Origin of the sequence: Nocardia sp. CA-129566 (assembly GCF_050956075.1) — a bacterium.
In the GTDB taxonomy this organism is placed as follows: Bacteria; Actinomycetota; Actinomycetes; order Mycobacteriales; family Mycobacteriaceae; genus Nocardia.
Window position 1 is genome coordinate 8701889 of record NZ_CP192085.1, and the last position, 22192, is coordinate 8724080.

At 66.4% G+C, this 22192-nt stretch carries 21 protein-coding genes and 1 pseudogene; 9 read left to right on the forward strand and 13 right to left on the reverse strand.

The features are described 5' to 3' along the window. Positions 1–83 precede the first annotated feature (83 nt). Complete coding sequence (gene phoU / locus ACQP0C_RS38655; protein ID WP_433728326.1) at positions 84–746, forward strand: phosphate signaling complex protein PhoU; 663 nt, start codon at positions 84–86, stop codon at positions 744–746. 349 nt (positions 747–1095) lie between these two features. Here phoU and pstB read toward each other — a convergent pair whose 3' ends face one another. The 6 genes from pstB to ACQP0C_RS38685 form a co-directional block, all read right to left on the reverse strand. After that, a complete protein-coding gene (gene pstB, locus ACQP0C_RS38660) occupies positions 1096–1872 on the reverse strand; it encodes a phosphate ABC transporter ATP-binding protein PstB (protein WP_355181844.1) in 777 nt (258 codons plus the stop codon). Positions 1873–1891: 19 nt separating this feature from the next. Then, the gene (pstA, locus tag ACQP0C_RS38665; RefSeq protein ID WP_433728329.1) at positions 1892–2797 is read right to left on the reverse strand and encodes a phosphate ABC transporter permease PstA; all 906 of its coding nucleotides are present in this window, start codon (positions 2795–2797) and stop codon (positions 1892–1894) included. After that, positions 2797–3789, reverse strand: coding sequence for a phosphate ABC transporter permease subunit PstC (pstC, locus tag ACQP0C_RS38670; RefSeq protein WP_433728331.1), 993 nt, complete (start codon positions 3787–3789; stop codon positions 2797–2799). Before pstC ends, pstA begins: the two co-directional genes overlap by 1 nt. 91 nt (positions 3790–3880) lie before the next feature. Beyond that, positions 3881–4996 (reverse strand): phosphate ABC transporter substrate-binding protein PstS, encoded by a 1116-nt coding sequence (gene pstS / locus ACQP0C_RS38675; RefSeq protein WP_433728334.1) that lies wholly within the window; start codon positions 4994–4996, stop codon positions 3881–3883. Positions 4997–5243: 247 nt separating this feature from the next. Next, complete coding sequence (gene mshD / locus ACQP0C_RS38680; RefSeq protein ID WP_433728337.1) at positions 5244–6155, reverse strand: mycothiol synthase; 912 nt, start codon at positions 6153–6155, stop codon at positions 5244–5246. 77 nt (positions 6156–6232) lie between these two features. Continuing rightward, positions 6233–7000, reverse strand: coding sequence for a winged helix-turn-helix transcriptional regulator (locus tag ACQP0C_RS38685; protein WP_433681227.1), 768 nt, complete (start codon positions 6998–7000; stop codon positions 6233–6235). A 241-nt stretch (positions 7001–7241) separates the two neighbouring features. Here ACQP0C_RS38685 and ACQP0C_RS38690 point away from each other — a divergent pair, with 241 nt between their 5' ends. The 6 genes from ACQP0C_RS38690 to ACQP0C_RS38715 all read left to right on the forward strand — a co-directional run bounded on the left by ACQP0C_RS38690 (position 7242) and on the right by ACQP0C_RS38715 (position 11432). Further along, complete coding sequence (locus ACQP0C_RS38690; protein WP_433728339.1) at positions 7242–8048, forward strand: LmeA family phospholipid-binding protein; 807 nt, start codon at positions 7242–7244, stop codon at positions 8046–8048. Next, the gene (locus ACQP0C_RS38695) at positions 8045–8485 is read left to right on the forward strand and encodes a thioredoxin family protein (RefSeq protein WP_433728341.1); all 441 of its coding nucleotides are present in this window, start codon (positions 8045–8047) and stop codon (positions 8483–8485) included. Before ACQP0C_RS38690 ends, ACQP0C_RS38695 begins: the two co-directional genes overlap by 4 nt. Positions 8486–8805: 320 nt before the next feature. Beyond that, the gene (locus tag ACQP0C_RS38700) at positions 8806–9366 is read left to right on the forward strand and encodes a DUF4395 domain-containing protein (protein WP_433728343.1); all 561 of its coding nucleotides are present in this window, start codon (positions 8806–8808) and stop codon (positions 9364–9366) included. 30 nt (positions 9367–9396) lie between these two features. Next, a complete protein-coding gene (locus tag ACQP0C_RS38705; protein WP_433728346.1) occupies positions 9397–10230 on the forward strand; it encodes a sulfurtransferase in 834 nt (277 codons plus the stop codon). 4 nt (positions 10231–10234) lie between these two features. Next, on the forward strand, positions 10235–10540 hold the full coding sequence (locus ACQP0C_RS38710) for a DUF1416 domain-containing protein (protein ID WP_354959398.1): 306 nt from the start codon (positions 10235–10237) through the stop codon (positions 10538–10540). Positions 10541–10724: 184 nt separating this feature from the next. Continuing rightward, on the forward strand, positions 10725–11432 hold the full coding sequence (locus ACQP0C_RS38715; protein ID WP_433728350.1) for an FABP family protein: 708 nt from the start codon (positions 10725–10727) through the stop codon (positions 11430–11432). On the opposite strand, the gene ACQP0C_RS38720 is transcribed toward ACQP0C_RS38715, so the two are convergent. The 7 genes from ACQP0C_RS38720 to ACQP0C_RS38750 all read right to left on the reverse strand — a co-directional run bounded on the left by ACQP0C_RS38720 (position 11429) and on the right by ACQP0C_RS38750 (position 20140). Continuing rightward, on the reverse strand, positions 11429–11602 hold the full coding sequence (locus ACQP0C_RS38720; RefSeq protein WP_433728352.1) for a hypothetical protein: 174 nt from the start codon (positions 11600–11602) through the stop codon (positions 11429–11431). The two genes, ACQP0C_RS38715 and ACQP0C_RS38720, sit on opposite strands and share 4 nt — an antisense overlap. A gap of 217 nt (positions 11603–11819) precedes the next feature. Continuing rightward, positions 11820–12200 (reverse strand): hypothetical protein, encoded by a 381-nt coding sequence (locus ACQP0C_RS38725; RefSeq protein ID WP_433728355.1) that lies wholly within the window; start codon positions 12198–12200, stop codon positions 11820–11822. Positions 12201–12545: 345 nt separating this feature from the next. Continuing rightward, entirely contained in the window at positions 12546–14414 is a 1869-nt protein-coding gene (locus ACQP0C_RS38730) for an ATP-binding cassette domain-containing protein (protein WP_433734777.1), read from the reverse strand. Positions 14415–14562: 148 nt separating this feature from the next. Beyond that, complete coding sequence (gene cydD / locus ACQP0C_RS38735; protein WP_433728358.1) at positions 14563–16506, reverse strand: thiol reductant ABC exporter subunit CydD; 1944 nt, start codon at positions 16504–16506, stop codon at positions 14563–14565. Positions 16507–16508: 2 nt separating this feature from the next. Further along, on the reverse strand, positions 16509–17540 hold the full coding sequence (gene cydB / locus ACQP0C_RS38740; protein WP_433728360.1) for a cytochrome d ubiquinol oxidase subunit II: 1032 nt from the start codon (positions 17538–17540) through the stop codon (positions 16509–16511). A 9-nt stretch (positions 17541–17549) separates the two neighbouring features. Continuing rightward, positions 17550–19046 (reverse strand): cytochrome ubiquinol oxidase subunit I, encoded by a 1497-nt coding sequence (locus tag ACQP0C_RS38745; protein WP_433728362.1) that lies wholly within the window; start codon positions 19044–19046, stop codon positions 17550–17552. Positions 19047–19222: 176 nt separating this feature from the next. Further along, on the reverse strand, positions 19223–20140 hold the full coding sequence (locus tag ACQP0C_RS38750) for an aminodeoxychorismate lyase (RefSeq protein ID WP_433728364.1): 918 nt from the start codon (positions 20138–20140) through the stop codon (positions 19223–19225). 152 nt (positions 20141–20292) lie between these two features. Between ACQP0C_RS38750 and ACQP0C_RS38755 the strand changes: the two genes are divergently transcribed. Then, positions 20293–21408, forward strand: a complete 1116-nt coding sequence (locus ACQP0C_RS38755) for a YgfZ/GcvT domain-containing protein (protein ID WP_433728367.1) — start codon at positions 20293–20295, stop codon at positions 21406–21408. Continuing rightward, positions 21408–22076, forward strand: a pseudogene (locus ACQP0C_RS38760) (MOSC domain-containing protein); the annotation flags it as partial. The gene ACQP0C_RS38755 and the pseudogene ACQP0C_RS38760, both read left to right, overlap by 1 nt. Positions 22077–22192 lie beyond the last annotated feature (116 nt).

Sequence of the window (22192 nt, forward strand, 5' to 3'; positions counted from 1 at the left end):
GCAACACCGTCGCTAATGTTCGGCACCACTCATTAACCCAGTGTTGGTGACTAGGTCAGCACTGGGCACTAGTGTCTGTTTTCATGCGTGTCATCTACAACGAGCAAATGGCCGACCTCGCCCACCTGCTGGGCGAGATGGCTGGTCTGGCGGGTTCGGCGATGGACCGGGCCACCCAGTCTCTGCTCCAGGCCGACCTCACTCTGGCTGAGTCGGTGATCAGCGAGTACGACCGGATCGCCGAACTGATCACCGACGCCGAGGAGAGGGCGTTTGCCCTGCTTGCGCTGCAGGCACCAGTGGCGGGCGATCTGCGGCAGGTAGTGAGCGCGATCCAGATCGTCCAGGATGTGAACCGGATGGGAGCGCTGGCACTGCACGTCGCCAAGGTGACCCGCCGGCGCCATCCCAATCACGCGCTCCCCGAGTCGGTGAACGGCTACTTCGCCGAAATGGGCCGCATCGCGGTCAATATGGGTGAGAGCGCCAAGGAGGTGCTGGAGACCCGCGATCCCGAGCGCGCCGCCCAGCTCAACGAGGACGACGAGGCGATGGACGATCTGCACCGTCACCTGTTCACCCTCCTGATGGACCGCGACTGGAAGTACGGCGTCGCCGCAGCAGTCGACGTGACCCTGCTCGGCCGCTACTACGAGCGCTTCGCCGACCACGCGGTGGAGATCGGCCGTCGGGTGATCTTCCTGGTCACCGGCGTGCTACCGCCGGATCCCGACGCCGAGTCCTGATACCGGCGAATCCGCCTGCCGGACAAGGAAACCAGGGCACGCACGCGAACATCCCCGCAACGGGACAAGGCACGCGCCGCGCCGTCGCTCCGCTAGCCGGAATCCACTGGATCCCGGCGCAAACCGGGACGACGGCGCGAACGTTCATGCGGCTCGAACGAATTACATTTGCCTACAGAGCGAAAAGGCCCGCGCCGTAGCGCGGGCCTTCACATTTCAGCCGGTTCCGCTGATTTCGCGAGCACATGGGTAACTCGCCGGGTACGGGCTCAGGTGCTCCGCCAGCCGCGAACGTCACCTTCAGGCACCTGAGTCCGGCGCCTGAAGGTGCGGGGAGGCGGGAGAGCCTTTATCCGAAGCGACCGGAGATGTAATCCTCTGTCGCCTTCTGGCCCGGGTTGGAGAAGATCTTCTCGGTATCGTCGATTTCGATCAGCTTGCCCGGCTTGCCCTGCGCCTCCAGGTTGAAGAAGCCGGTCTGGTCACTCACCCGCGCGGCCTGCTGCATGTTGTGGGTGACGATGACGATGGTGAATTCCTTCTTCAGCTCGGTGATCAGGTCCTCGATCGCCAGGGTGGAGATCGGGTCCAGCGCCGAACACGGCTCGTCCATCAGCAGCACATCGGGCGATACCGCGATCGCGCGCGCGATGCACAGACGCTGCTGCTGACCACCGGAGAGACCGCCGCCCGGCTTGTCGAGGCGGTCCTTGACCTCGTTCCAGAGGTTGGCGCCCCGCAGCGAGCGCTCGGCGACCTCGTCGAGCTCCTTCTTGTTGCGCACACCCTGCAGCTTCAGCCCGGCCACCACATTGTCGCGAATCGACATGGTGGGGAACGGGTTCGGGCGCTGGAACACCATGCCGATGGTGCGGCGCACGCCGACCGGGTCCACCTGCGAGCCGTAGATGTCCTCGCCGTCGAGCAGCACCGCGCCCTCGACGCGGGCGTTCGGGGTCACCTCGTGCATCCGATTGAGCGAACGCAGCACCGTGGACTTACCGCAACCGGACGGGCCGATGAAGGCGGTCACGCTGCGCGGCAACACCGACAGCTTGACATCGGCAACCGCGTGGAATTTGCCGTAGTAGATGTTCAGGTCTTTGACGTCGATCCGCTTGGCCATCTGAATATCCGTTTCGCTTCTATCGGTTCCGCGTGAGCAGCTTGTTGACGACCGCGGCCGCCGCGTACAGCAGGGCGATCAGCAGGATGAGCGTCAGCGCCGCACCCCACACCCGCGCCCGGCCCGCAGGCTCCGGATTCGCCAACTCTTGGTAGATCAACAGCGGCAGCGAGGCCATATTGCCGTCGAAGAGGTTGGTGTTGATCGACTTGCTGTAGCCGACCAGCACCAGCACCGGCGCGGTCTCACCCATCACGCGGGCCAATGAGAGCAGGATGCCGCTGATCATGCCGGGCGCCGCGGTCGGCACGACGATCCGAACGATGGTCTTCCACTTCGGAATTCCGAGCGCGTAGGACGCCTCGCGCAATTCGTCGGGAACCAGCTTGAGCATTTCCTCGGTGCTGCGGATCACCACCGGCAGCATCAGCAGCACCAGGGCCAGCGATACCGCGAACGAACTCTGTGGGAAGCCGAATGTCGCGATCCACAGCGCGAAGATGAACAGGGCCGCGACGATGGACGGCACACCCGCGAGGATGTCCACCATGAAGGTGGTCACCCTGGCCAGCACACCACGGCCGTATTCGACCAGGTACACGGCGGCCATGATGCCGAGCGGCACCGCGATGATCGCGGCGACGACGGTCTGCACGATGGTGCCGTAGATCGCGTGGTACACACCGCCGCCGGTCTGATCCGGCAGGATGCCCTTCTGCGATTTCTGCCACCAGTCCGGCGAGACCACCGATTCCAGGCCCTTGGACACCACCATGAACAGCACCCAGACCAGCGGCACGAGCGCGATGGCGAAGCAGATCCAGACCACCGCGGTCGCGATGTTGTTCTTGACCCGGCGGGCCGTGCTGACATGCCGGAAGGTGGGCGCCTTGACCGGCTTGTCGAGAGTCGTCGTGGTGGTCATTACCCGTTCACCCTTCCACCGGACACGAGCCGCGCCAGCGCATTGACGATGAAGGTCAGCGCGAAGAGCACGAAGCCGGCCGCGATATAGGCGCCGGTCGGCAGCGGCTGACTGAATTCCGAAGCGGCGGCGGCGATTTTGGAGGCGAAGGTGTAGCCGCCGTCGAACAGCGACCAGTGTCCGGCCTGCGCCGAGGTGCGCAGAATGACCAGCACCGCGATCGTCTCACCGAGCGCGCGGCCGAGGCCGAGCATGGATCCGGCGATCACACCGCTGCGGCCGTAGGGCAGCACCGTCATCCGGACCATCTCCCATTTGGTCGCGCCGAGCGCCTGCGCGGCCTCGATATGCGAGACGGGCGTCAGGTTGAAGACCTCACGGGAGACCGAGGTGATGATCGGCAGGATCATTACCGCGAGCACCACGCCCGCGGTGAAGATGGTGCCGCCACCGGAGATCGACACATTGCCGTCGGAGAACAGGAAGAACCAGCCGAGCTTGTCGTTGAGGAAGGTCTCGACGGGTTCCATCCGCGGCGCGAGCACCAGGAAGCCCCACAGACCGAACACGATCGACGGCACCGCCGCCAGCAGATCGACGAGCATCGCGAACGGACGCGCCATCGGCTTCGGCGAATAGTGGGTCAGGAACAGCGCGATGCCGACACCGATCGGCACCGCGATCGCCAGCGCCAGTATCGAGCTCAGCACCGTGACCATGAGCAGGTCTCGGATGCCGAACCGCAGATGGTCGGCATTGGTGGTGCTGAACTCGGTACTGGTGAAGAAGTTCGCCTCGTTCGCCATGATCGAGGGCCAGGCCCGGATCAACAGGAACAGGGCGATCAGCGCGATGGCCGCCACGACCGTCGCACCCGCCGCGGTGGCTAGCGACCGGAAGACGACCTCGGCCCCTTGGCTGTGGCCTTGCCTGGCCTTGGCGGCAGCCGGATCCTTCGGTGAGGCCGGTTCGGTGCTCGGTTCACTCGACATAGGGGCAGTATCTCCAGCCGCCCGCGGGCCAGTCGAGTCCGACTGGCCCGCGGCGGTCACCTCAGGGTGCACGGTCATGGCGTGGCGGCTATCAGTTGATGGCGGCGATGGCGGTGGTCAGCTTGGTCTTGAACTTGTCCGGGATCGAGACGTAACCCGCGGTGTCCAGACCCTTCTGGCCGTTGTTGACGGCCGAGGTCAGGAATGCCTTGACCGCCTTGGAGGTGTCGGCGTCGGCGTACTTCGAGCAGACGATCTCGTAGGTCGGCAGGATGATCGGGTAGGCACCGGCCGCGGTCGGCTTGTAGAACGACGAGGTGTCGAGCACCAGGTCGTTGCCCTCACCCTTGATCTTCACGCTGTCGACGGCCTTGGCCGCGGACTCCGGGGTCAGCTTGACCGGGTCCTTGGACGCCGAGGTGACGATCTGCGCGATCGGCAGGTTCTGCGCCTTGGCGAAGGACCACTCGTTGTAGGTGATCGAGTTCTTGGTGCTCTTGATGGCGGCCGAGGTGCCCTCGTTGCCCTTGGCACCCTCACCGACACCGCCGTTGAAGGTCTTGCCGGCACCCTTGCCCCACGCGCCGTCGGAGGCGGCGTCGAGGTAGAGCTGGAAGTTGTCGGTGGTGCCCGACTCGTCGGAACGGAAGATCACCGCGATGGGGCCGGACGGCAGGGTGGCCTTCGGGTTCAGCGCCTTGACCTCGGGGGCATCCCAAGAGGTGATGGCGCCGGTGAAGACCTTGGCCAGGGTCGGGCCGTCGAGCACGAGGTCGCTCACGCCGTCGATGTTGTAGGTGACCGCGATGGGGCCGAAGACGGTCGGCAGGTTCCAAGCCGGGGCACCGCAGCGCTCCTGCGCCTTGGCGGGCTCACCCTTCTTGTCGCTCAGCGGCGAGTCGGAACCGGCGAAATCGGTCTGGCCACCGAGGAATTCATTGACACCGGCGCCCGAACCGCTGGAGGTGTAGTTCAGGGTCTGGCCGCTGCAGTTGCCCTCGTAGGCGGCGATGAAGCGCTCCATGGCGTTCTTCTGCGCCGAGGAGCCGCTGGCCTTGAGGGCCTTCTTGCCACCGCAGGCGACGTCGACCTTGGCGACGTTGCTGCTGTCACCGCCGGTCGAGTTGTTATCACTGCCACAGGCGGCCAGGGGCATGGCGACGGCCGCCAGCACACCGATCATGGCGCTGCTGCGCTTGAAGTTCACTATTCCTCCGGGAATCGCGTTCGACACGCCCGGTCCCTCACCGGCCCGGGCGGGTTTCGTGGTGCCGTTCGCGGGGAACTTGCGCACCAGGCGGCAACTGCGCCGCCCGTATGTAACGTAGGGTCGCTCGGTTGACAGTTGGACCAAGCTGAGTGAACACAGAGTGAACAGCCCGGCGCGATTGGGCACGTTTTGTGTGACATTTGCCCCAGTGTTACTCGAGTAACCCCGGCGGGCCGCTTGTTATTCAGTCACGGGCCGAATACGCGACGTCGACGTGGGCGGGGGCGAAGCCGAGTCGCGTGTAGGTGCGCACTGCCGCCGCGTTATCCGCCTCGGTGTAGAGCAGCACCTCCGCGAGATCCCGTTCCCGCAGGTAGCGCAGGCCGGCGAGGGTGAGCAGACGGCCGAGCCCCCTACCCTGCGCGACCGGATCGATACCGACCACGTAAACCTCGCCGACCGGCGGGCGCTGTTCGTAATGCACCTTGGTCCAATGGAATCCGAGGATGCGGTCCGGATCGGCCGGATCCACCGCGATGAACAGCCCTTTCGGGTCGAACCAGGACTCCTCGCGACGCACCTCGATATCGCGTTCGGTCCAGCCACCCTGTTCCGGATGCCAGGCGAAGGCCGCGCTATTGACGCGCAACAGTTCGGCGTCGTCGGCCGGGCCTTCGTAGGTCCGCAGCACGATGCCTTCCGGTACCACCAACTCGGGTAGCTCCGGTGTTGCTAATGTGCGCCGCATCTGCCACAGCTCGCGTGCGGTGCGCAGGCCGAGCCGGGTCGCGAGCGCCTTGGCCGCGGGCCGATCACCGTGCGCCCACACGCGAGCTCCGGGTCCGCCCTTTTCCAATGCGGCGCCGACCAATTCGGCCCCGATGCCAGCGCCGCGGGCGGCGGGATCGACGGCGACCTCCGCCATTGCGGGGTGTTCACCATGTGCCGCAACGAGATTCGCGTAACCGGCGATGACATCGTCACGCTCCGCGACCAGGTGCGCGGCCCCGGAATCGGTCGCGGCCAGCGAGAGCACGGCCTGTTCGGAGACCGGCTCGACACCGTCGGCCGTGGCCGCCCGCGCGAGCAGGTCGCGCACCGCGTGCGCTGCTTCGGCGTCGAGCCGCTCACTCCACCGCAGTGTCGTCTCACCCATGAGTCACGTCTCCCTCGTCGTACCGACCCTCGTCACCGCAGCGAACGCGCGAGCCCGGTACGTAATTCCGATCGCCCCTATTGAACGGAGCCGTTGACCGTCACCGACTGGGAGTCATCGGTGCCCTCGGCGGCTTCGTCGTCGGGGAAGGTGACGGGCTCGCCCTTGGCGGCGGTGCGGGACGGGCGGACGGCCTTGTAGCCGACATTGCGGACGGTGCCGATCAGCGATTCGTATTCGCTGCCGAGTTTGGCGCGCAGGCGTCGCACGTGCACATCGACCGTGCGGGTGCCACCGAAGAAGTCATAGCCCCAGACCTCCTGCAGCAGCTGGGCCCGGGTGAAGACCCGGCCCGCGTGCTGCGCGAGGTATTTGAGGAGTTCGAATTCCTTATAGGTGAGGTCGAGCGGGCGACCGCGCAGCCGCGCGGTGTAGGTGCCCTCATCGATCACCAGTTCACCGAGGGTGATCTTGCCGGTGTTCTCCGGGCTCGCCACGCCGCCGTTGCGGCCGACCAGCAGCCGCAGCCGGGCGTCCAATTCGGCTGGTCCGGTGCCGGGCAGCAGGATGTCGTCCAGGCCCCAGTCGGCATTGACGGCGACCAGCCCGCCCTCGGTGAGCACGGCAACCACCGGCACCGAGGAACCGGTGCTGCCGAGCAGTCGGCACAGGCCGCGGGCCGCGGCCAGGTCGGTACGCGCGTCGACAAGCGCGACGTCCGCGGTCCCCGCCTCCAGCAGGGACGCCACCTCCGTCGGCGCCGGTCGCACATTGTGCGCCAGCAGCGACAGAGCGGGCAGCACCGACTCGGGGTTGGGGTCGGAGGTCAGCAGGAGCAGCTCCACAAGCCCTCCTCCCATCTCATAGCTCCGGACAACAGCCACACCGCCGGGGCCACGTCGCTGATCACAGGTAATTCGGATGCAAGATTAGCGCGTAAACACCGATGACCTCGCCATCCGGGGTCAGTGTGACACCTCGAGTGCGACATTCGATACTCGAAACGTACCGCTCAGTAGACCGCGGCCCCCTCCGGGCTCGGGCTGGCGACGGTCCGCGATCGGGCCTGCTATTACTGTTGCCTGCATGCGGAAGCTGATTATCGGGCTGCTGTGCCTCGCGGGACTGGCGGTAGTCATCGATTTCGGCGTCGCCGCCTATTCGGAGTACCGCGTGTCGCGCGCGCTGCGCGTTGGCGCCGATCTCAGTGCGGATCCCGACGTGATCATTTACGGGTTCCCGTTTCTTACCCAGGCGTTCGACGGCCGATACCAGAGTGTCGAGATCCGCGCGCACGTCATGCGTCCCGACATCCCGGGTGAAATTTCGGTCGGAGCGATGCTGACCGGCGCACACCTTTCGGTCGGCGACCTCACTGATGGCAACGTGCGCGCGGTACCGGTGGATCGGGTCGAGGGGTCGATGCGGCTAGAGCCCACCGAACTCGGTCGCCTGTTCAAAATCCCCGACCTGCAAGTGCATTCGGCACCGGGGGACAAATCCGACGGAACGGGCGGATCGGGCGGATCCGGAATGACCACCGGGGGTCAGCTCCTGCTCGCTGGCACCATGCCCGGCAAGACGCCGAGCAAGCCCGGTGCACCGCTGAGCGGTGACAATGTGAGCGTGACGGCGGACCTGCGGGTCGACGGCGATCAGATCAAGATCATCGCGACCGGTATCTACCGCGGCACGGGTGACGTCACGACGACCGCGGTCGTCACCGACGCCGAGCGCCCGAAGATACTCGAGCAGTTCACCCGGACCATCGATACCAACGAACTGCCGTTCGGGCTACGGCCGACCAAGGTCTACGCAACGGGTGGCCAGATCGTCATCGAGAGTAAGGCCGAGAACGTGACCATCGATCTGGACAGATTGCGTCGACCATGATTCAAATCACAATTCTGCTGGTAATGGTGTTGGCCGCGATCGCGGTCGGCGTTGCACTGCGGCGGCGCGACGGCAAGCTGCGCGCGAACGAGACCGACACCGGCACCGAGTCGGCGCGTACCGAACTGCTGGCCGCGGTCGGCGTCGACAGTTCCGGTCCGGCGGTGCTGCACTTCTCGGCCGACTGGTGCGGACCGTGCGCCGCCGTGCGCAAGGTGGTCGCCGGGGTGACCGAGGATCTGGCCGGATCGCCGCGCCCGCCGCTGGATATCGAGATCGATATCGATGCCGAGCCCGCGCTGGCCAAGGAACTCAACGTGCTCTCGCTGCCGACCACCTTCGTCTTCGATATCGAAGGGCGGGAACGGTTCCGGATCTCCGGCGTGCCCAAGTCCGCCGACCTGCGGACCGCGCTGGCACCGCTGACCGTCGGATAAACATCGGCGGATAGCCGCTGACGGCGGAAAAACCGGGCGTGACAAGGGTTCATAGCAACTGTGACGAACCCCGGGTCCAATTCTCCGTCGGAACCAGGTAAACTGCTCTGCGTGCAATCCAACCACGAGCTGATGCTCACCCGACGCCGCACAGTTGATCTGTGTCGCCTCGGTGGTTGTTGCTGCCTGTGTGGCTGAGCGGTCGGCTCCGTCAGAATTCCTGATGCCGACCTGCGTCCGTCGTGCGAGTGATCTCTCGATCCCCCGGCGAACTGGCATTTTTCCCGCCAACAGCACTATTCAGCGCAGGAGTACGCACAATGTCCACGATTTCTCGAAACACAGCCGATGAAACCGGAATTTCCGTCGTAGATGTCCGCGGGCCGCGCTTCGCCGCCTGGGTCACCACCGGCGTACTGGTCCTGGTCCTGCTCGCCGCCGCCGTCTCGACGCCGGTCGCCGCGGTGCTCATCGGGCTGCAGGCGGTGGTCTTCGCGATCGGCGCGGCCTATGGGCCGCGACGGCACCCCTACGGCCGGATCTTCGCGGCGTTCATCGCGCCGCGCATCGGTCCGACCGTCGAAACCGAACCCGTGGCTCCGCTGCGGTTCGCCCAATTACTCGGCCTGGTCTTCAGTGCCGTCGGCCTGCTGGGTTTCCTGGTCGGCTCCACCGTCGTCGGCGCGGTATTCGTCGGCTTCGCCCTGTTCGCGGCGTTCTTGAATGCGGCGTTCGGGATCTGCCTGGGTTGCCAGATCTATCCGCTGGTCGCCCGCCTCCGCCGGACTGATCCGATGGGCGGTGTCCGCGGGCCCTCCGTGGTTACGCAAGCTACCGCCTCCGGGCCTAACGCGGACACCGCCGGGTCCCCGGCGATCTGACCCTGCAAGTCACCATCCGAAAGGAACAACATGGCCCGCTCCGATGTCCTGGTCTCCGTTGACTGGGCCGAAGAGAACCTCAACGCCCCCGGCGTCGTCTTCGTCGAGGTCGATGAGGACACCTCCGCCTACGACGGCGGCCACATCGAGGGTGCCGTCCGGCTCGACTGGAAGAAGGACCTGCAGGATCAGGTTCGTCGCGACTTCGTGAACCAGGAGCAGTTCTCCGATCTGCTCTCGGCCCGCGGCATCGCGAACGACGACGAGGTCGTGCTCTACGGCGGCAACAACAACTGGTTCGCCGCGTACGCCTACTGGTACTTCAAGCTGTACGGCCACAACAATGTCAAGCTGCTCGACGGCGGCCGCAAGAAGTGGGAGCTCGACGGTCGTCCGCTCTCGCGCGACGCGGTGAACCGCCCTGGCACCCAGTACAAGGCCGCCGCCCCCGACCTGAGCATCCGCGCCTTCCGCGATGAGGTCATCGCCGCCATCGGCGCCAAGAACCTGGTCGACGTGCGCTCCCCTGACGAGTTCACCGGCAAGATCCTGGCTCCGGCGCACCTGCCGCAGGAGCAGAGCCAGCGTCCCGGCCACATCCCCGGCGCCATCAACGTGCCGTGGAGCAAGGCCGCGAACGAGGACGGCACCTTCAAGTCCGATGCCGAGCTGACCGAGATCTACGGCGAGGCCGGGCTGGACGGGTCCAAGGACACCATCGCCTACTGCCGCATCGGCGAGCGTTCCTCGCACACCTGGTTCGTGCTGCAGGAACTGCTGGGCCACCAGAATGTCAAGAACTACGACGGCAGCTGGACCGAATACGGCTCGCTCGTCGGTGCACCGATCGAGTTGGGAGAGTAATCACATGTGCGCAGCACCTACCCAGGGCCAGGCCATTCCGGCCGGAGTCGATGTCGAGAAGGAAACGGTCATCACCGGCCGTGTGCTGAGCTCGGACGGTCAGCCCGTCGGCGGCGCGTTCGTGCGCCTGCTCGACGGCAACGGTGACTTCACCGCCGAGGTCGTCGCCTCGGGTACCGGCGATTTCCGGTTCTTCGCGGCACCGGGCGCGTGGACCGTGCGGGCGCTGTCCTCGTCGGGCAATGGCTCGGCCGAGGTCCGTCCGGAGGGCGCGGGCATCCACGCCGTCGACGTGGCCGTCGCCAAGTAGCGAATAGCGCAAACGGCCCCGTTGTTTCCTGGATCACCAGGAAGCAACGGGGCCGTTGTGCTGGTCGGGACGCAACTCGTTAGACTCCAAATGTGGTCCTCTTCTTCGAAATTCTGCTGGTGGCCGTGGCCGTTCTGATCGGCTGGTTCGGCCTGTACGTCTTCTACCGGTTGTTCACCGAATCATGAGTGAACTCGCGAGCGAAGGTTCCAACCCGGCCGAGCGAGCGAGTGAACAAATGAACGGCAACGGTCCTGCCGAGCCGTCGGCTCGCCGCAGTGGCGACGAGGCCGTGGCCGAGGCGGCCGAACGAGCGAAGTCGACCGGTGTGCGCAATATTCCGGTGCTTCCGGATCTGCCGCTACCCGAGGACACCGCGAATCTGCGACTCGGCCCGGATCTGAGTTCGTCGATGCTCGCTCTGCTGCCCATGGTCGGCGTATGGCGCGGTGAGGGCGAGGGCAACGATCCCGATCGCGGCGACTACCGCTTCGGCCAGCAGATCATCGTCTCCCACGACGGTGGTGACTATCTGTCCTGGGACTCGCGTTCGTGGGTCATCGAATCCGACGGTTCCTACGGCGGTCCGGATCTGCGCGAGAGTGGCTTCTGGCGCGTCGGCATCGACGGCGATGACGAAGTCATCGAACTGCTGCTGACCCACAGCACGGGCATCGTCGAACTCTTCTACGGCACCGCACTGACCCAGTCCTCCTGGGAATTGGCCACCGATGTCGTCATCCGCAGCCAGTCCGGCATTGTCGTCGGCGGCGCCAAGCGCCTGTACGGCATTGTCGAGGGTGGTGACCTGGCTTACGTCGAGGAGCGCGTAGTCGCCGACGGTCCCTTGGAGCCCCGCCTGTCGGCCCGTTTACGCCGCTACATCGGTTAGCCGCGCTGCCCGATCGATGTCAGGTCGATATCGATCGGGAACGGGACGCTGATCTTCAGGCGGTCGTGGAAGATGCCGACCAAGCCGTAAGCCCGCGAGGCGGGGTCGAGTTCGTAGGCATAGACGACAGCGTCCGCATCCCGCCGCTCGATTCGCCAGTAATGCGCCACTTTTCCTGCGGACCAACGAAGACCAGACCCCCATCGATCAACTCGGTGCGCTTCGGCAGACCGCGTAGCTCCAAGAAATCCTCGACCGTGAATCCACCAGCAGGTGGGATCACCCAGTCGGGCAACGGCTCAACGGTCATTGCCCCAGCGTAGTGTCCGTTCGGACTGGAACCTGACCGTAAAAAGGGACAGCCGGGACAACAACTATGCGGGCGAATCAGCTTGGGTGCCAGGTGACCAGGAGTTCGTCGGCGAGGGTTTCGACGGCGAGTTTCGAGCCGTTCACTTCGAGGACGGCGGCGCGTAGGCGGTCGTCGTGCAGGCGGGATTCGGCGACGTCGGCGATTCGGCAGCCGAGCAGGTCCGAGTACGGGGGTTCCGTGCCGACGTCGAAGGCGGTGTATTTGCCGGATTCGGCAACGTAGTCGATGTATTCGGGTTCGGTCAGGCCTGCGAAGGGGTCGCGCCATGGGGTCGATGCGACGCGGAGCTCTTCGCCGTCGGTTCCGGCGTCGAGCAGTAGAACCGTACCGTCGTCGAAGGTCAATTCGATGGGGCCTTCGGTGCGGTCGATATCAGTGCCGTGTACGTAGAACATGCGGCGGATCGCACTGATACGGCGACCGACCACTGCTGCGAGTCCCTCCGATAGCATTGGCTCCCCTCGTATCGAACCGTCGCCGGACTCTACCGCCTGGCGCGATCGTCCCGAAAAAGGAACGGCCCCCGAGCCATACCCCGCTGGCGGTGAAGCCTGCGTGGGTCCCGGTCGGACAAGACCGGTAGCTCGGGGGCCGGGTGGCTGCCTGGGATTCGCTCAGCGCTCGCGCGAACGGAGATCCGTTGCAGCGGTGGCGCTAGCGGACAGCCACCTCACGAGTCCTATGAACATACATTCTTCGAACCACCTCCTTCCTTGTGTACGAACGAATCTAGCCACGAGTCAGTGGGTCGGCAACGGAATTTCTCGGGTGGCGCAATCGCTGGCCGCCCGCCGCGGTCCCGCGCCCGGAAAATCGGCCGTGACCTGGCCCGATGCGTCGACGTGCAGCACCGCGTCGGCGTGGTGGTCCGGCGGCAGCTGATGGGTGACGACAATCACGATTCGGTCGGGTTCGACCAGCCCGCTATCGATATCGAGCAGATCGCACAGCAGCCGAGCACCCGCCGCCGCCTCGAGATGTTCGGTCGGCTCGTCGAGCAGCAGCACCCGCGCGGGCGAAATGAGCGCACGCGCCAGCAGGATTCGACGACGCTGCCCGCCCGATACCGCCGCCGCACCGCCCACGAGATCGGTGTGCACACCATCGGGCAGCGCAGCCACCCACTCCCCGAGACCGACCGCGCCCAAAGCCTTTTCGGCCTCCGTCGCGGTCAGATCCCCGCGCGCGACCCGCAGGTTCTCGAGCACCGTGGTGCCGAAAATATGTGCGTCCTCGGCAAAGAACGTCACCTCCGGTTCTGGCACACCGAACAACCCGGCCCAAGCCATCAGCAATGTCGTCTTTCCGGCACCGCTGGGCCCGACAACGGCTATCCGCCGCCCATCAGGACGTACGGGCAGATTCTCCGGCAACACCTCTCGCGCACTGCCGAGGTCCGCGCGAGCACCGTCGCCATCGGATGGATCCGGCAGTCCATTCGAACCGCCGCCGCCGTCTCCGCTCGCGCCGCCGATGACACCGCGGGTCGGATCGCCCGACAGGGGATCTCGCGCCTCGTCATCGGGGCTGGCGTCGCCGGACGGATGCGACATGCGGGGGGTGAGGGCGGAGAGGCGGTGCAGGGCGGCGCGGGCGGTGGTGAGGGATTGGGCCGCGGCCGGGAGCGCAGCGACGGCTTCGAAGGCCGAGAGCGGGAGCAGCACGAGGATGGTGAGTGCCATCGGTGTCATTGCGCCCGGATCGCCGCCGTGCGGGCCGTATATGGCGATGCCGATCAGCAGGGCACCGAGGACGCTCGCGCCGATCGACAGTGGTGTCGCGGCGGCGGCCCAAGCGCTGCGTGCGGCCGCGGCATCTTCCGCGGCGACCGCACGTTGCCCGGCCCGCTGTGCGGCCGCCAGCGCGCCGTCCAATTTGCCGGCGACGCGGAGTTCGGCCGCATGGTCGAGGACGGTGAGGGCCTGGGCGGTGAATTCGGCACGGTCGGCGCGCACCGCACGCTCGGCCGCGCGTGCGGCCCACCCCGACAACCACGGCGCGACGATCCCGGCAATAGCCAGCGATACGGCCAGAATCGCCGCCGCACCAATGGAAATGGTGGCCAACAGCCCGATTGCCGCCGATGACAATACGATCGCAACCGCGATCGGTACGAAGACGCGCACCACGACCGCGCCGAGATCGTCGATATCACTACCGATTCGAACCAGGAGGTCCCCACGCCGCAACGCGGTGGCGCCCGCCGAGTCCGCCTCCGGATCCCGCCGCCCGTCCGAACGCGCATCGAGCATGGCGCGTCGCATCCAGACGTCGGAGTGCGCGAGGGTGCGGTAGACGGTGGTCCGTGCCATTGTCATCGCACGGAGGGCGACGTCATGGGTGGCGAGGCGTTCCAGATAGCGGCACAGACCGCGGGAAATGCCGAGTGCGCGTACGGCGACGACGGCAACGCTCAGATCGAGGACCGGGGGCATCTGCCAAGCACGCGCGATCAACCACGCCGCCAGTGCCGCCAATCCGAGTCCGCTGCCCAGCGCGAGCACACCCCAACCGATGGCCACCGCGATCCGCCACGGGGACACATCGAGCAGAGCCCACATGCGGCGCAGATCCGCGACGACCGTGCGGCGCACAGATTCGCTCGGCATCGGCGCACTTGCCTCGCCACCCATTCCGATACTCATCGGTCAACCCCCTCGACAGACCAGCCGCGGTCTCCCCGGCCGGCGCGCCGCGTCACCTCATGGCCGCGATCTCTCGACGTTCGCCACCACATCGCGTTCGACGCCCGGCGGCTCATCGCGGTACCGCCTGCGCTGCAATGGTTCGCGCCTGCACGCGGACGATGTGGTCGGCGGCGGCGAGCACGGACGGACGGTGGCCGACGACGATAACGGTGGCACCCGCGCGGGCCCGTTGCTGGAGGGCGGTGAGGACCGCGGCTTCACTGGCGGGGTCGAGATGCGCGGTCGGTTCGTCCAGGAGCAGGACGGGACGGTCGGCGGCGAGCACCCTGGTGAGGGCGAGGCGTTGGCGCTGGCCCAGTGATAGGCCGACACCGCCCGCGCCGACCACCGTGTCCCAGCCCTGCGGGAGCTCGTCCAGGACCGCGTCGAATCCGGTTGCGATACAGGCGGCTTCGAGTTCATCGATGACCCGGGACGCACCCTTGGCGGTGTGCTCGGGCGTGCGCGCCCCGAGCAGTTCGAGGTTCTCGCGCAGTGTGCCCGGCACCAGGACCGGACGCTGGGGCAGCCACGCCACCCTGGACCACCAGAGTCGCTGATCCAGCTCGCGCACATCGGTGCCGTCCACCGTCACCGATCCCTGGTCCGGGGCGATCAACCCCAGGATCGCCTGCAGCGCCGTCGATTTCCCACTCCCGTTCGGACCGGTCAGCACGGTCATTGCCGTCGGAGGCAGCATCGTGGTGAGCCCAGCCGGCGCGAAACCGTCTCTGGCGCGCACCGCGAGATCGCGTATCTCGACAATCCCCGCGAACCCGCAAGCAGCATCATCGTCAGTGGATGTAGTGGGACCGCTGGAACCGACGAACCCACCGTCAGGACACAACGGCGCGGCACCTTCGCCGAGAATTCCCGCACTACGCGAACTTTCGACGGATTCAGCGTCGCGGGTGGATCGGCCTGCCCGCACGGCACATGCGTCACCGGCACCGACGGACTCGGTCAGCTCGTCAGCACCGGGTCGGGACGAGTCGTGCGCGACGGCGGCGGATTCCGGCTCCAAGACCGCAAAGGCCTTGTCCGCGGCGGCCATTCCGTCCTGCGCCGCATGAAAACGCTCACCGACCATCCGCAGCGGCAGATACACCTCCGGAGCCAGGATCAACGCCACCAGCCCGGCGTAGAGACTCATCTCGCCGTATACCAGCCGCAGGCCGATGGAGACCGCGATCAGTGCGACGCTCAGTGTGGCGAGCAGCTCGAGCACCATCGATGACAGGAACGCGATCCGCAGCGCGCGCATGGTGCGCTGCCGCAACGCATCGCCGAGCGCACGCACCCGAGGTTGCATCGAACGCGTCCGCGAACCGTTCGTCGCGGCGGCATCGACGCCCCCTTCCCGGCCGAGCGCACGCAGCGTCGGCATACCGGCGAACAGGTCGAGCAATTGATCCGACAGCCGGGTGGTCGCGGCAAGGGTGGCTTCGGCGCGCCCCTGGGTGAGCAGGCCGATGAGAATCATGAAGATCGGAATCAGCGGCAGGGTGACCACCGCGATGACACCGGAGATCGGATCGTGGAATGCGATGACCACCAGCACGATCGGCGGTACCAGGCAGGCGAGTAGCAGGGCGGGCAGATATCCGGTGAGATACGCCCGCAGCCCCGTCAGTCCGGTGCTCACCACCACCGCGAGTTCGGTTCGGCGAGTTTCGAGTTCGCGCGGTGCCAGGCGGGCACCGGCGGCCAGCACTGCGGTCTCCAGTTCCGCCACCACGGTGGCCCCCGCGCGATGCGCGAGCCGGGACTGCACCCAGGTGGCCAGCACTCGACAGCCGATGGCGACCGCGAGCACGATCAACTCGAAGGTCCACGCGCCCAGGGACCGCCGACCGGGATCGGTGATGACCCCGGCCAGCACCCGCGCCACCGCGACCGCGGTAGCCACGATCGAGCCCGTGATCACCAGCGACAGTGCCACACTCAGCACCAGGTAGCGCCGGGCCGAGCGCGCGTACTTCCACAGTCGGGGATCGACTGGTGGGCGGGCCATGGTCAGTCCTTACCGGTTTCCAGTGGCAGGCCGATCGACGCCGGAATCTGCTCGACCGTGAGCCGTTTGCGGAATACCCAATACGTCCAACCCTGGTAGCCGAGCACCACCGGCGTGACGACCACGGCCGCCCAGCTCATCACCTTCAGCGTGTACGGCGTCGACGAGGCATTGTCGATGGTCAGGTTGAACACGTCGCTGATGGTGGAGGGCAGCACATTCGGATACAGCGACCCGAACAGCAGCACGGTGGCCGCCGCGGTGGTGACCGCGGTGCCGACGAAGGCCCATCCATCACGCTCGGCGAAGCTTGCCGCACCCGCGAGCACCAGTCCGAGCACGGCCAGCGCCAACGGAATCCAGGTCCATCCGGTGCCGTAGGCCAGCTGCGTCCACACACCGAATACCCCGACCACGACGGCGGTCGGCGCCAGCAGCAATCGCACCGTCTTCGCGGCATCGTCACGCACCTCGCCGCCGGTCTTCAGCACCAGGAAGACCGCACCGTGCAGCGCGAACAGCAATCCGGTCGCGAGCCCGCCGAGCAGCGCGTACGGCCCGAGCAGATCCCATACCGAACCGGCGATCTGCTTCTTCTCGTTCAGCGGTACTCCGCGCACCACATTGGCGAAAACCCAGCCCCACGCCAAAGCCGGTATCCAGGAGCCGATTCCGATCGCGGCATCGCACCAGGCCCGCCAGCGCGCGTCATCGATCTTGCTGCGGTATTCGATGGCGCAGACCCGCACGATCAGTGCGACGAGCACCAGCAGCAGCGCGATGTAGAAGCCGGAGAACAGGCTCGCGTACCACTCCGGAAAGGCCGCGAACATCGCGCCGCCCGCGGTCAGCAACCACACCTCATTGCCGTCCCACACCGGCCCGATCGTATTGAGCACCACCCGCCTTCGGGTATCGCTGCCCTTGCCGAGGATCGGCATCAGCATGCCGACCCCGAAGTCGAAGCCCTCCAGCACGAAATAGCCGGTGAACAGGACGCCGATCAGCAGAAACCAGAACTGTTGCAGATTCATCGTCGGCTCCTAGTACGCGAACGAAAGCTGTTCGACGGCAGGTTCTTCGGCACGATCACGGCCCGCCGGAGCACCGGTATCGTCCGGCCCGCCCGGCCGAATCGCCGCTGGCGCTTCGGGTCCGGCGATGGTGTAGCGCCGCATCAGGTAGAACCACACCACCGCGAGCGCGCCATAGAGCAGGGTGAAGACCACCAGCGAGGCGATCACCGTGCCCGAGACGTGGTCGGAGACGCCCTGTTGCACCATCAGCCGCAGCCGTTGGTCACCGGCCGGATTGGGCGCGACAACCCAAGGCTGCCTGCCCATTTCGGTGAAGACCCAGCCCGCGCTATTGGCCAGGAACGGGGTCGGGATGGCGAGCAGGCACAGCCACGAGTACCAGCGCTTATCGGTGATCCGACCGCCGCGGGTCAGCCACAGGCCGACCAGCCAGAGCAGGATCGCCCCCGCCGACAGGCCGATCATGGCGCGGAAGGACCAGTAGGTGACGAACAGATTGGGCCGGTAGTCGCCCGGACCGAATTTCGCGTTGTACGCCTGCTGCAGATCGGTGACGCCGTCCAGCGTGACTCCGCTGAACTTGCCCTTGGCCAGATACGGCAACACATAGGGCACCTCGAGCACATGCGTCACGCTGTCGCAGTTGTTGTGGGTCCCGATGGTCAGTACCGAGAAATCCGGATCGGTCGCGGTATTGCACAGCGATTCCGCCGAGGCCATCTTCATCGGCTGCTGTTCGAACATCAGCTTGCCCTGCACATCGCCGGTATAGAACAGTGCGACACCGGCGACCACGATCACCCATAGCCCGGCGCGCCCGCCGGAACGCCACATCGTGCGCGCCTCGGCGATTTTCGTCTCGTCACCGCTGCGCGCATTGCGCACCATCCACCAACCGCAGATGCCGACGACAAAAGTGCCCGAGGTGAGAAAGGCTCCGGCGATCACATGCGGAAATGCCGCCAGCGTCGTGTTATTGGTGAGTACTTCCCAGATGCTGGTGAGTTCGGCCCGGCCGCGCTCCGGATTGTATTTGGCGCCGACCGGATGCTGCATGAACGAATTGGCCGCGACGATGAAGTACGCGGAGGCGTTGACGCCGATCGCGACGAGCCAAATCGTGGCCAGGTGCAGCATTTTGGGCAACCGGGTCCAACCGAAGATCCACAGACCGAGGAAGGTCGACTCCAGGAAGAACGCGACGAGCGCCTCGAGTGCGAGCGGTGCGCCGAAAACGTCGCCGACGAAACGGGAGTATTCACTCCAGTTCATGCCGAACTGGAACTCCTGCACGATGCCGGTGGCGACACCGAGCGCGAAGTTGATCAGGAACAGCTTCCCGAAGAATTTGGTCAGCCGGTACCAATAGTCCTTACCGGTGATCACCCAAGCGGTCTGCATACCCGCCACGAGCGGGGCCAGACCGATCGTCAACGGCACGAAGATGAAGTGATAGACGGTCGTGATGCCGAACTGCCACCGTGATAAGTCCAGGACGCTCAAAACCGACCTCCTGCCGATCTACGACATGACGTAGTAAAGACTACGCCCGGAAAAGGGCCGATCAAGCGGACTTATGCCACAACACACCGCGGCTTACCGCCCTCAACGGCCCGTTTTCCCAGCTCGCCAAGTGCTCCTACGTGTCGTAGTAGGACGAAGATCACCGCCCGCCGAACTCACCAATCGCCGATGGCCCCGGCCCGCTCCACTGCTCGGTCCACCAACTCGATGATCTCGGCCGCATTGTCCGGCGCCATCATGCGCAGTCCGTCCAGCGAATTCACCCGGGCCGCGAGCGTAATGCTCGACATCAGCCAAATGCTGTCGCAGGTCAGCAGATCGGCGGTGAACAGCGAGTCATAGGTGCACTTCCACCCGGCCTTCTCGGCCTCGGCGAACAGCGCGCGCTGGGTGACCCCGGGCAGCACGCCGTTCTTCGCGGGCGGCGTGATCAGGTGGTTGTCCCTGGCGATGACGACCGTCGAGCGTGGCCCCTCCAGCACCCGGTTCTCCGTGCTGGTGAAGATCACGTCATCGGCGCCCATGCGCTGGGCGAACCGCAGCGCCGCCATATTGGTGGCATAGGAGAGCGTCTTCGCACCGAGTAGCTGCCATGGCGCGGCCTGCGCCAGGTCCACCGAGATGCCGCGCGATAGCGAAACCACGGCGACCCCCTCGGTGCGCGCCTTCTGCACCCGCTCCGGAACCGGGAGCACGAGTACATAGGAAGTCGGCACCGGCACCGCGGCCGCGAGATCACCCGAGGTGACGCTCGACCGGGGCGACTGCTCGGTGTCGCGGCCCCTGGTGAGCACCAACCGCAGCAGGCCCTCGCGCTCGGTCCCCCACTCCTTCGTCGCCGTCTCGATCGCGTCCCGCCATTTCCCCAGCTCGGGCTCGGGTAGATCGAGCGCCTGCGCCGAACGCCGCAGTCGGCCCAAATGAAATTCGATCGCACACGCGTTTCCGCCCCGAACCAAAATCGACTCGAAGACGCCGTCGCCGCGCAGTACGCCGATGTCGTCGGCAAACAACAACGGCGCGTCCGGATCTTGGACGGCGCCGTCGAGTGTTACAAGAACTCGATCCACCATGGGTCGAGCGTAGGCGGTGTTCGATGACCGCGCCTAGGTCATGAACGAGTTCTGTAAGCCCCCATGACACGGTTGGGTACCAATGCGGTTTGCGACCCTCGCGCAACACCCGCCCACGCCACCACCTTTGGTTCGCGCCTAGAGTGGTGAACGTGTCCGTGGTCGTCGCACCCAGTCCCATCCTCGCTGTCCCGGGCGCCGTCGCGGGAGCGGCCGGTTCACCGGATGCCGCCGTCGCATGGCATTACGGGGATCCCTTCACCGAGCAGCGCGCCGCCGCACAGCGGGTCGCCGTTGTCGACCGGTCGCATCGGTTCGTACTGAAGATCACCGGCGCCGAACGGCTGAGCTGGCTGCACACCATCACCAGCCAGCACATCGCGAACCTCGGCGATGGCCGCTCGGCCGAAAGTCTCGACCTCGATCTCAACGGTCGGATACTGCACCACTTCGTGCTCACCGACCTGGACGGCACGGTGTGGATCGATACCGAGGCCGAGCGCGGACCGGCGCTGCTGGAATTCCTGGCGAAGATGGTCTTCTGGGCCGATGCGAAACCGGTCGAGGCCGCCGACCACGCGGTGCTGAGCCTGCTCGGCCCCCGCGCGGGTGAGCTGACCGAAACCCTCGGCATCGCCGCCCTACCCGACACCTACCAGGCGGTGCCGCTGCCGGACGGCGGCTTCCTGCGCCGGATGCCGTGGCCGAGCGCGGACTCCTTCGATCTGGTGATCCCGCGCGACCAACTCGCCGACCGCTGGGCCCGTCTCACCGCCGCTGGCGCCGAACCGGCCGGCATGTGGGCCTTCGAGGCGCTGCGCGTCGCGGCGCTGCGACCCAGGATCGGCCTGGACACCGACGAACGCACCATCCCGCACGAGGCCAACTGGATCGGCGGCATAGACGAGCACGGGGCGGTGCACCTGGACAAGGGGTGCTACCGCGGTCAGGAAACGGTGGCCCGGGTACACAATCTCGGCAAGCCACCGCGCCACCTGGTGCTGCTGCACCTGGACGGTTCCGCCGACGAACGCCCGACCACCGGCACCGATGTCACCGCGGGCGGGCGCGCCGTCGGCCGGCTCGGCACCGTCGTCGACCACTACGAATTCGGGCCCATCGCACTCGCTTTGGTCAAACGCACCATCCCCGCGGACACCCAGCTGACCGCAGGGCCGACCGCCGCCGCCATCGATCCGGATTCGGTACCCGCCGACGACGAACCCCAACCGGGTCGCCTCGCGGTCGACCGGCTGCGTGGCCGCTGATGCAGCCCGACGACTCCGCCCGAGTGCTGGCGGTCTGCGTCGTACACGCGGAACTCGATGCGCCGGGCAAGGTGGGCCGCACCGCGATCGATAAGCGGCCGGTCCCCGGCCGCGTCGCCGTGCGCGCGCTCGGCCTCGACGGCGACCACGTGTGCGACACCAAGCATCACGGCGGTGTGCACCAGGCCGTCTACGCCTATGCCGAGGAGGACGCCCGACGCTGGGGCGCGGAGTTGGGCCGCGACTTGCCCGCGGGCTGGTTCGGCGAGAACCTGCGCATATCCGGCCTCGCCGTCAGCGATGCGGTGATCGGCGCGCACTGGGCGATCGGCGATACGCTGCTCGAGGTGAGCGCACCCCGCGTGCCCTGCGCCACCTTCCAGCAGTGGTCGGGTGTGGCCCACTGGGTCAAGCGCTTCACGCTGCAGAGCGATACCGGCGCCTACCTGCGCGTGCTCACCGAGGGCACGATCGGCGCCGGCGACGAGGTGCGCATCGTGCACACTCCCGAACACGGCATCACCGTGCGCGATCTGTTCACCGGCGACGATCCGGATCTGCTCGCGATCCTGCTCGCCGACGAGCCGACCATCTCCGATGATGTGCGGATGCAGATCGAACGCCACGGCCGCCGCCACGCGAATGCCCGCCGTGCCCGCGAAGAGCGGGTCCATGCCGCAAGCGCCCGCGAACAGCAGGTCCATGCCGCAAGCGCCCGCGAACAGCAGGTCCATGCCGCAAGCGCCCGCGAACAGCAGGTCCATGCCGCAAGCGGCCGCGAACA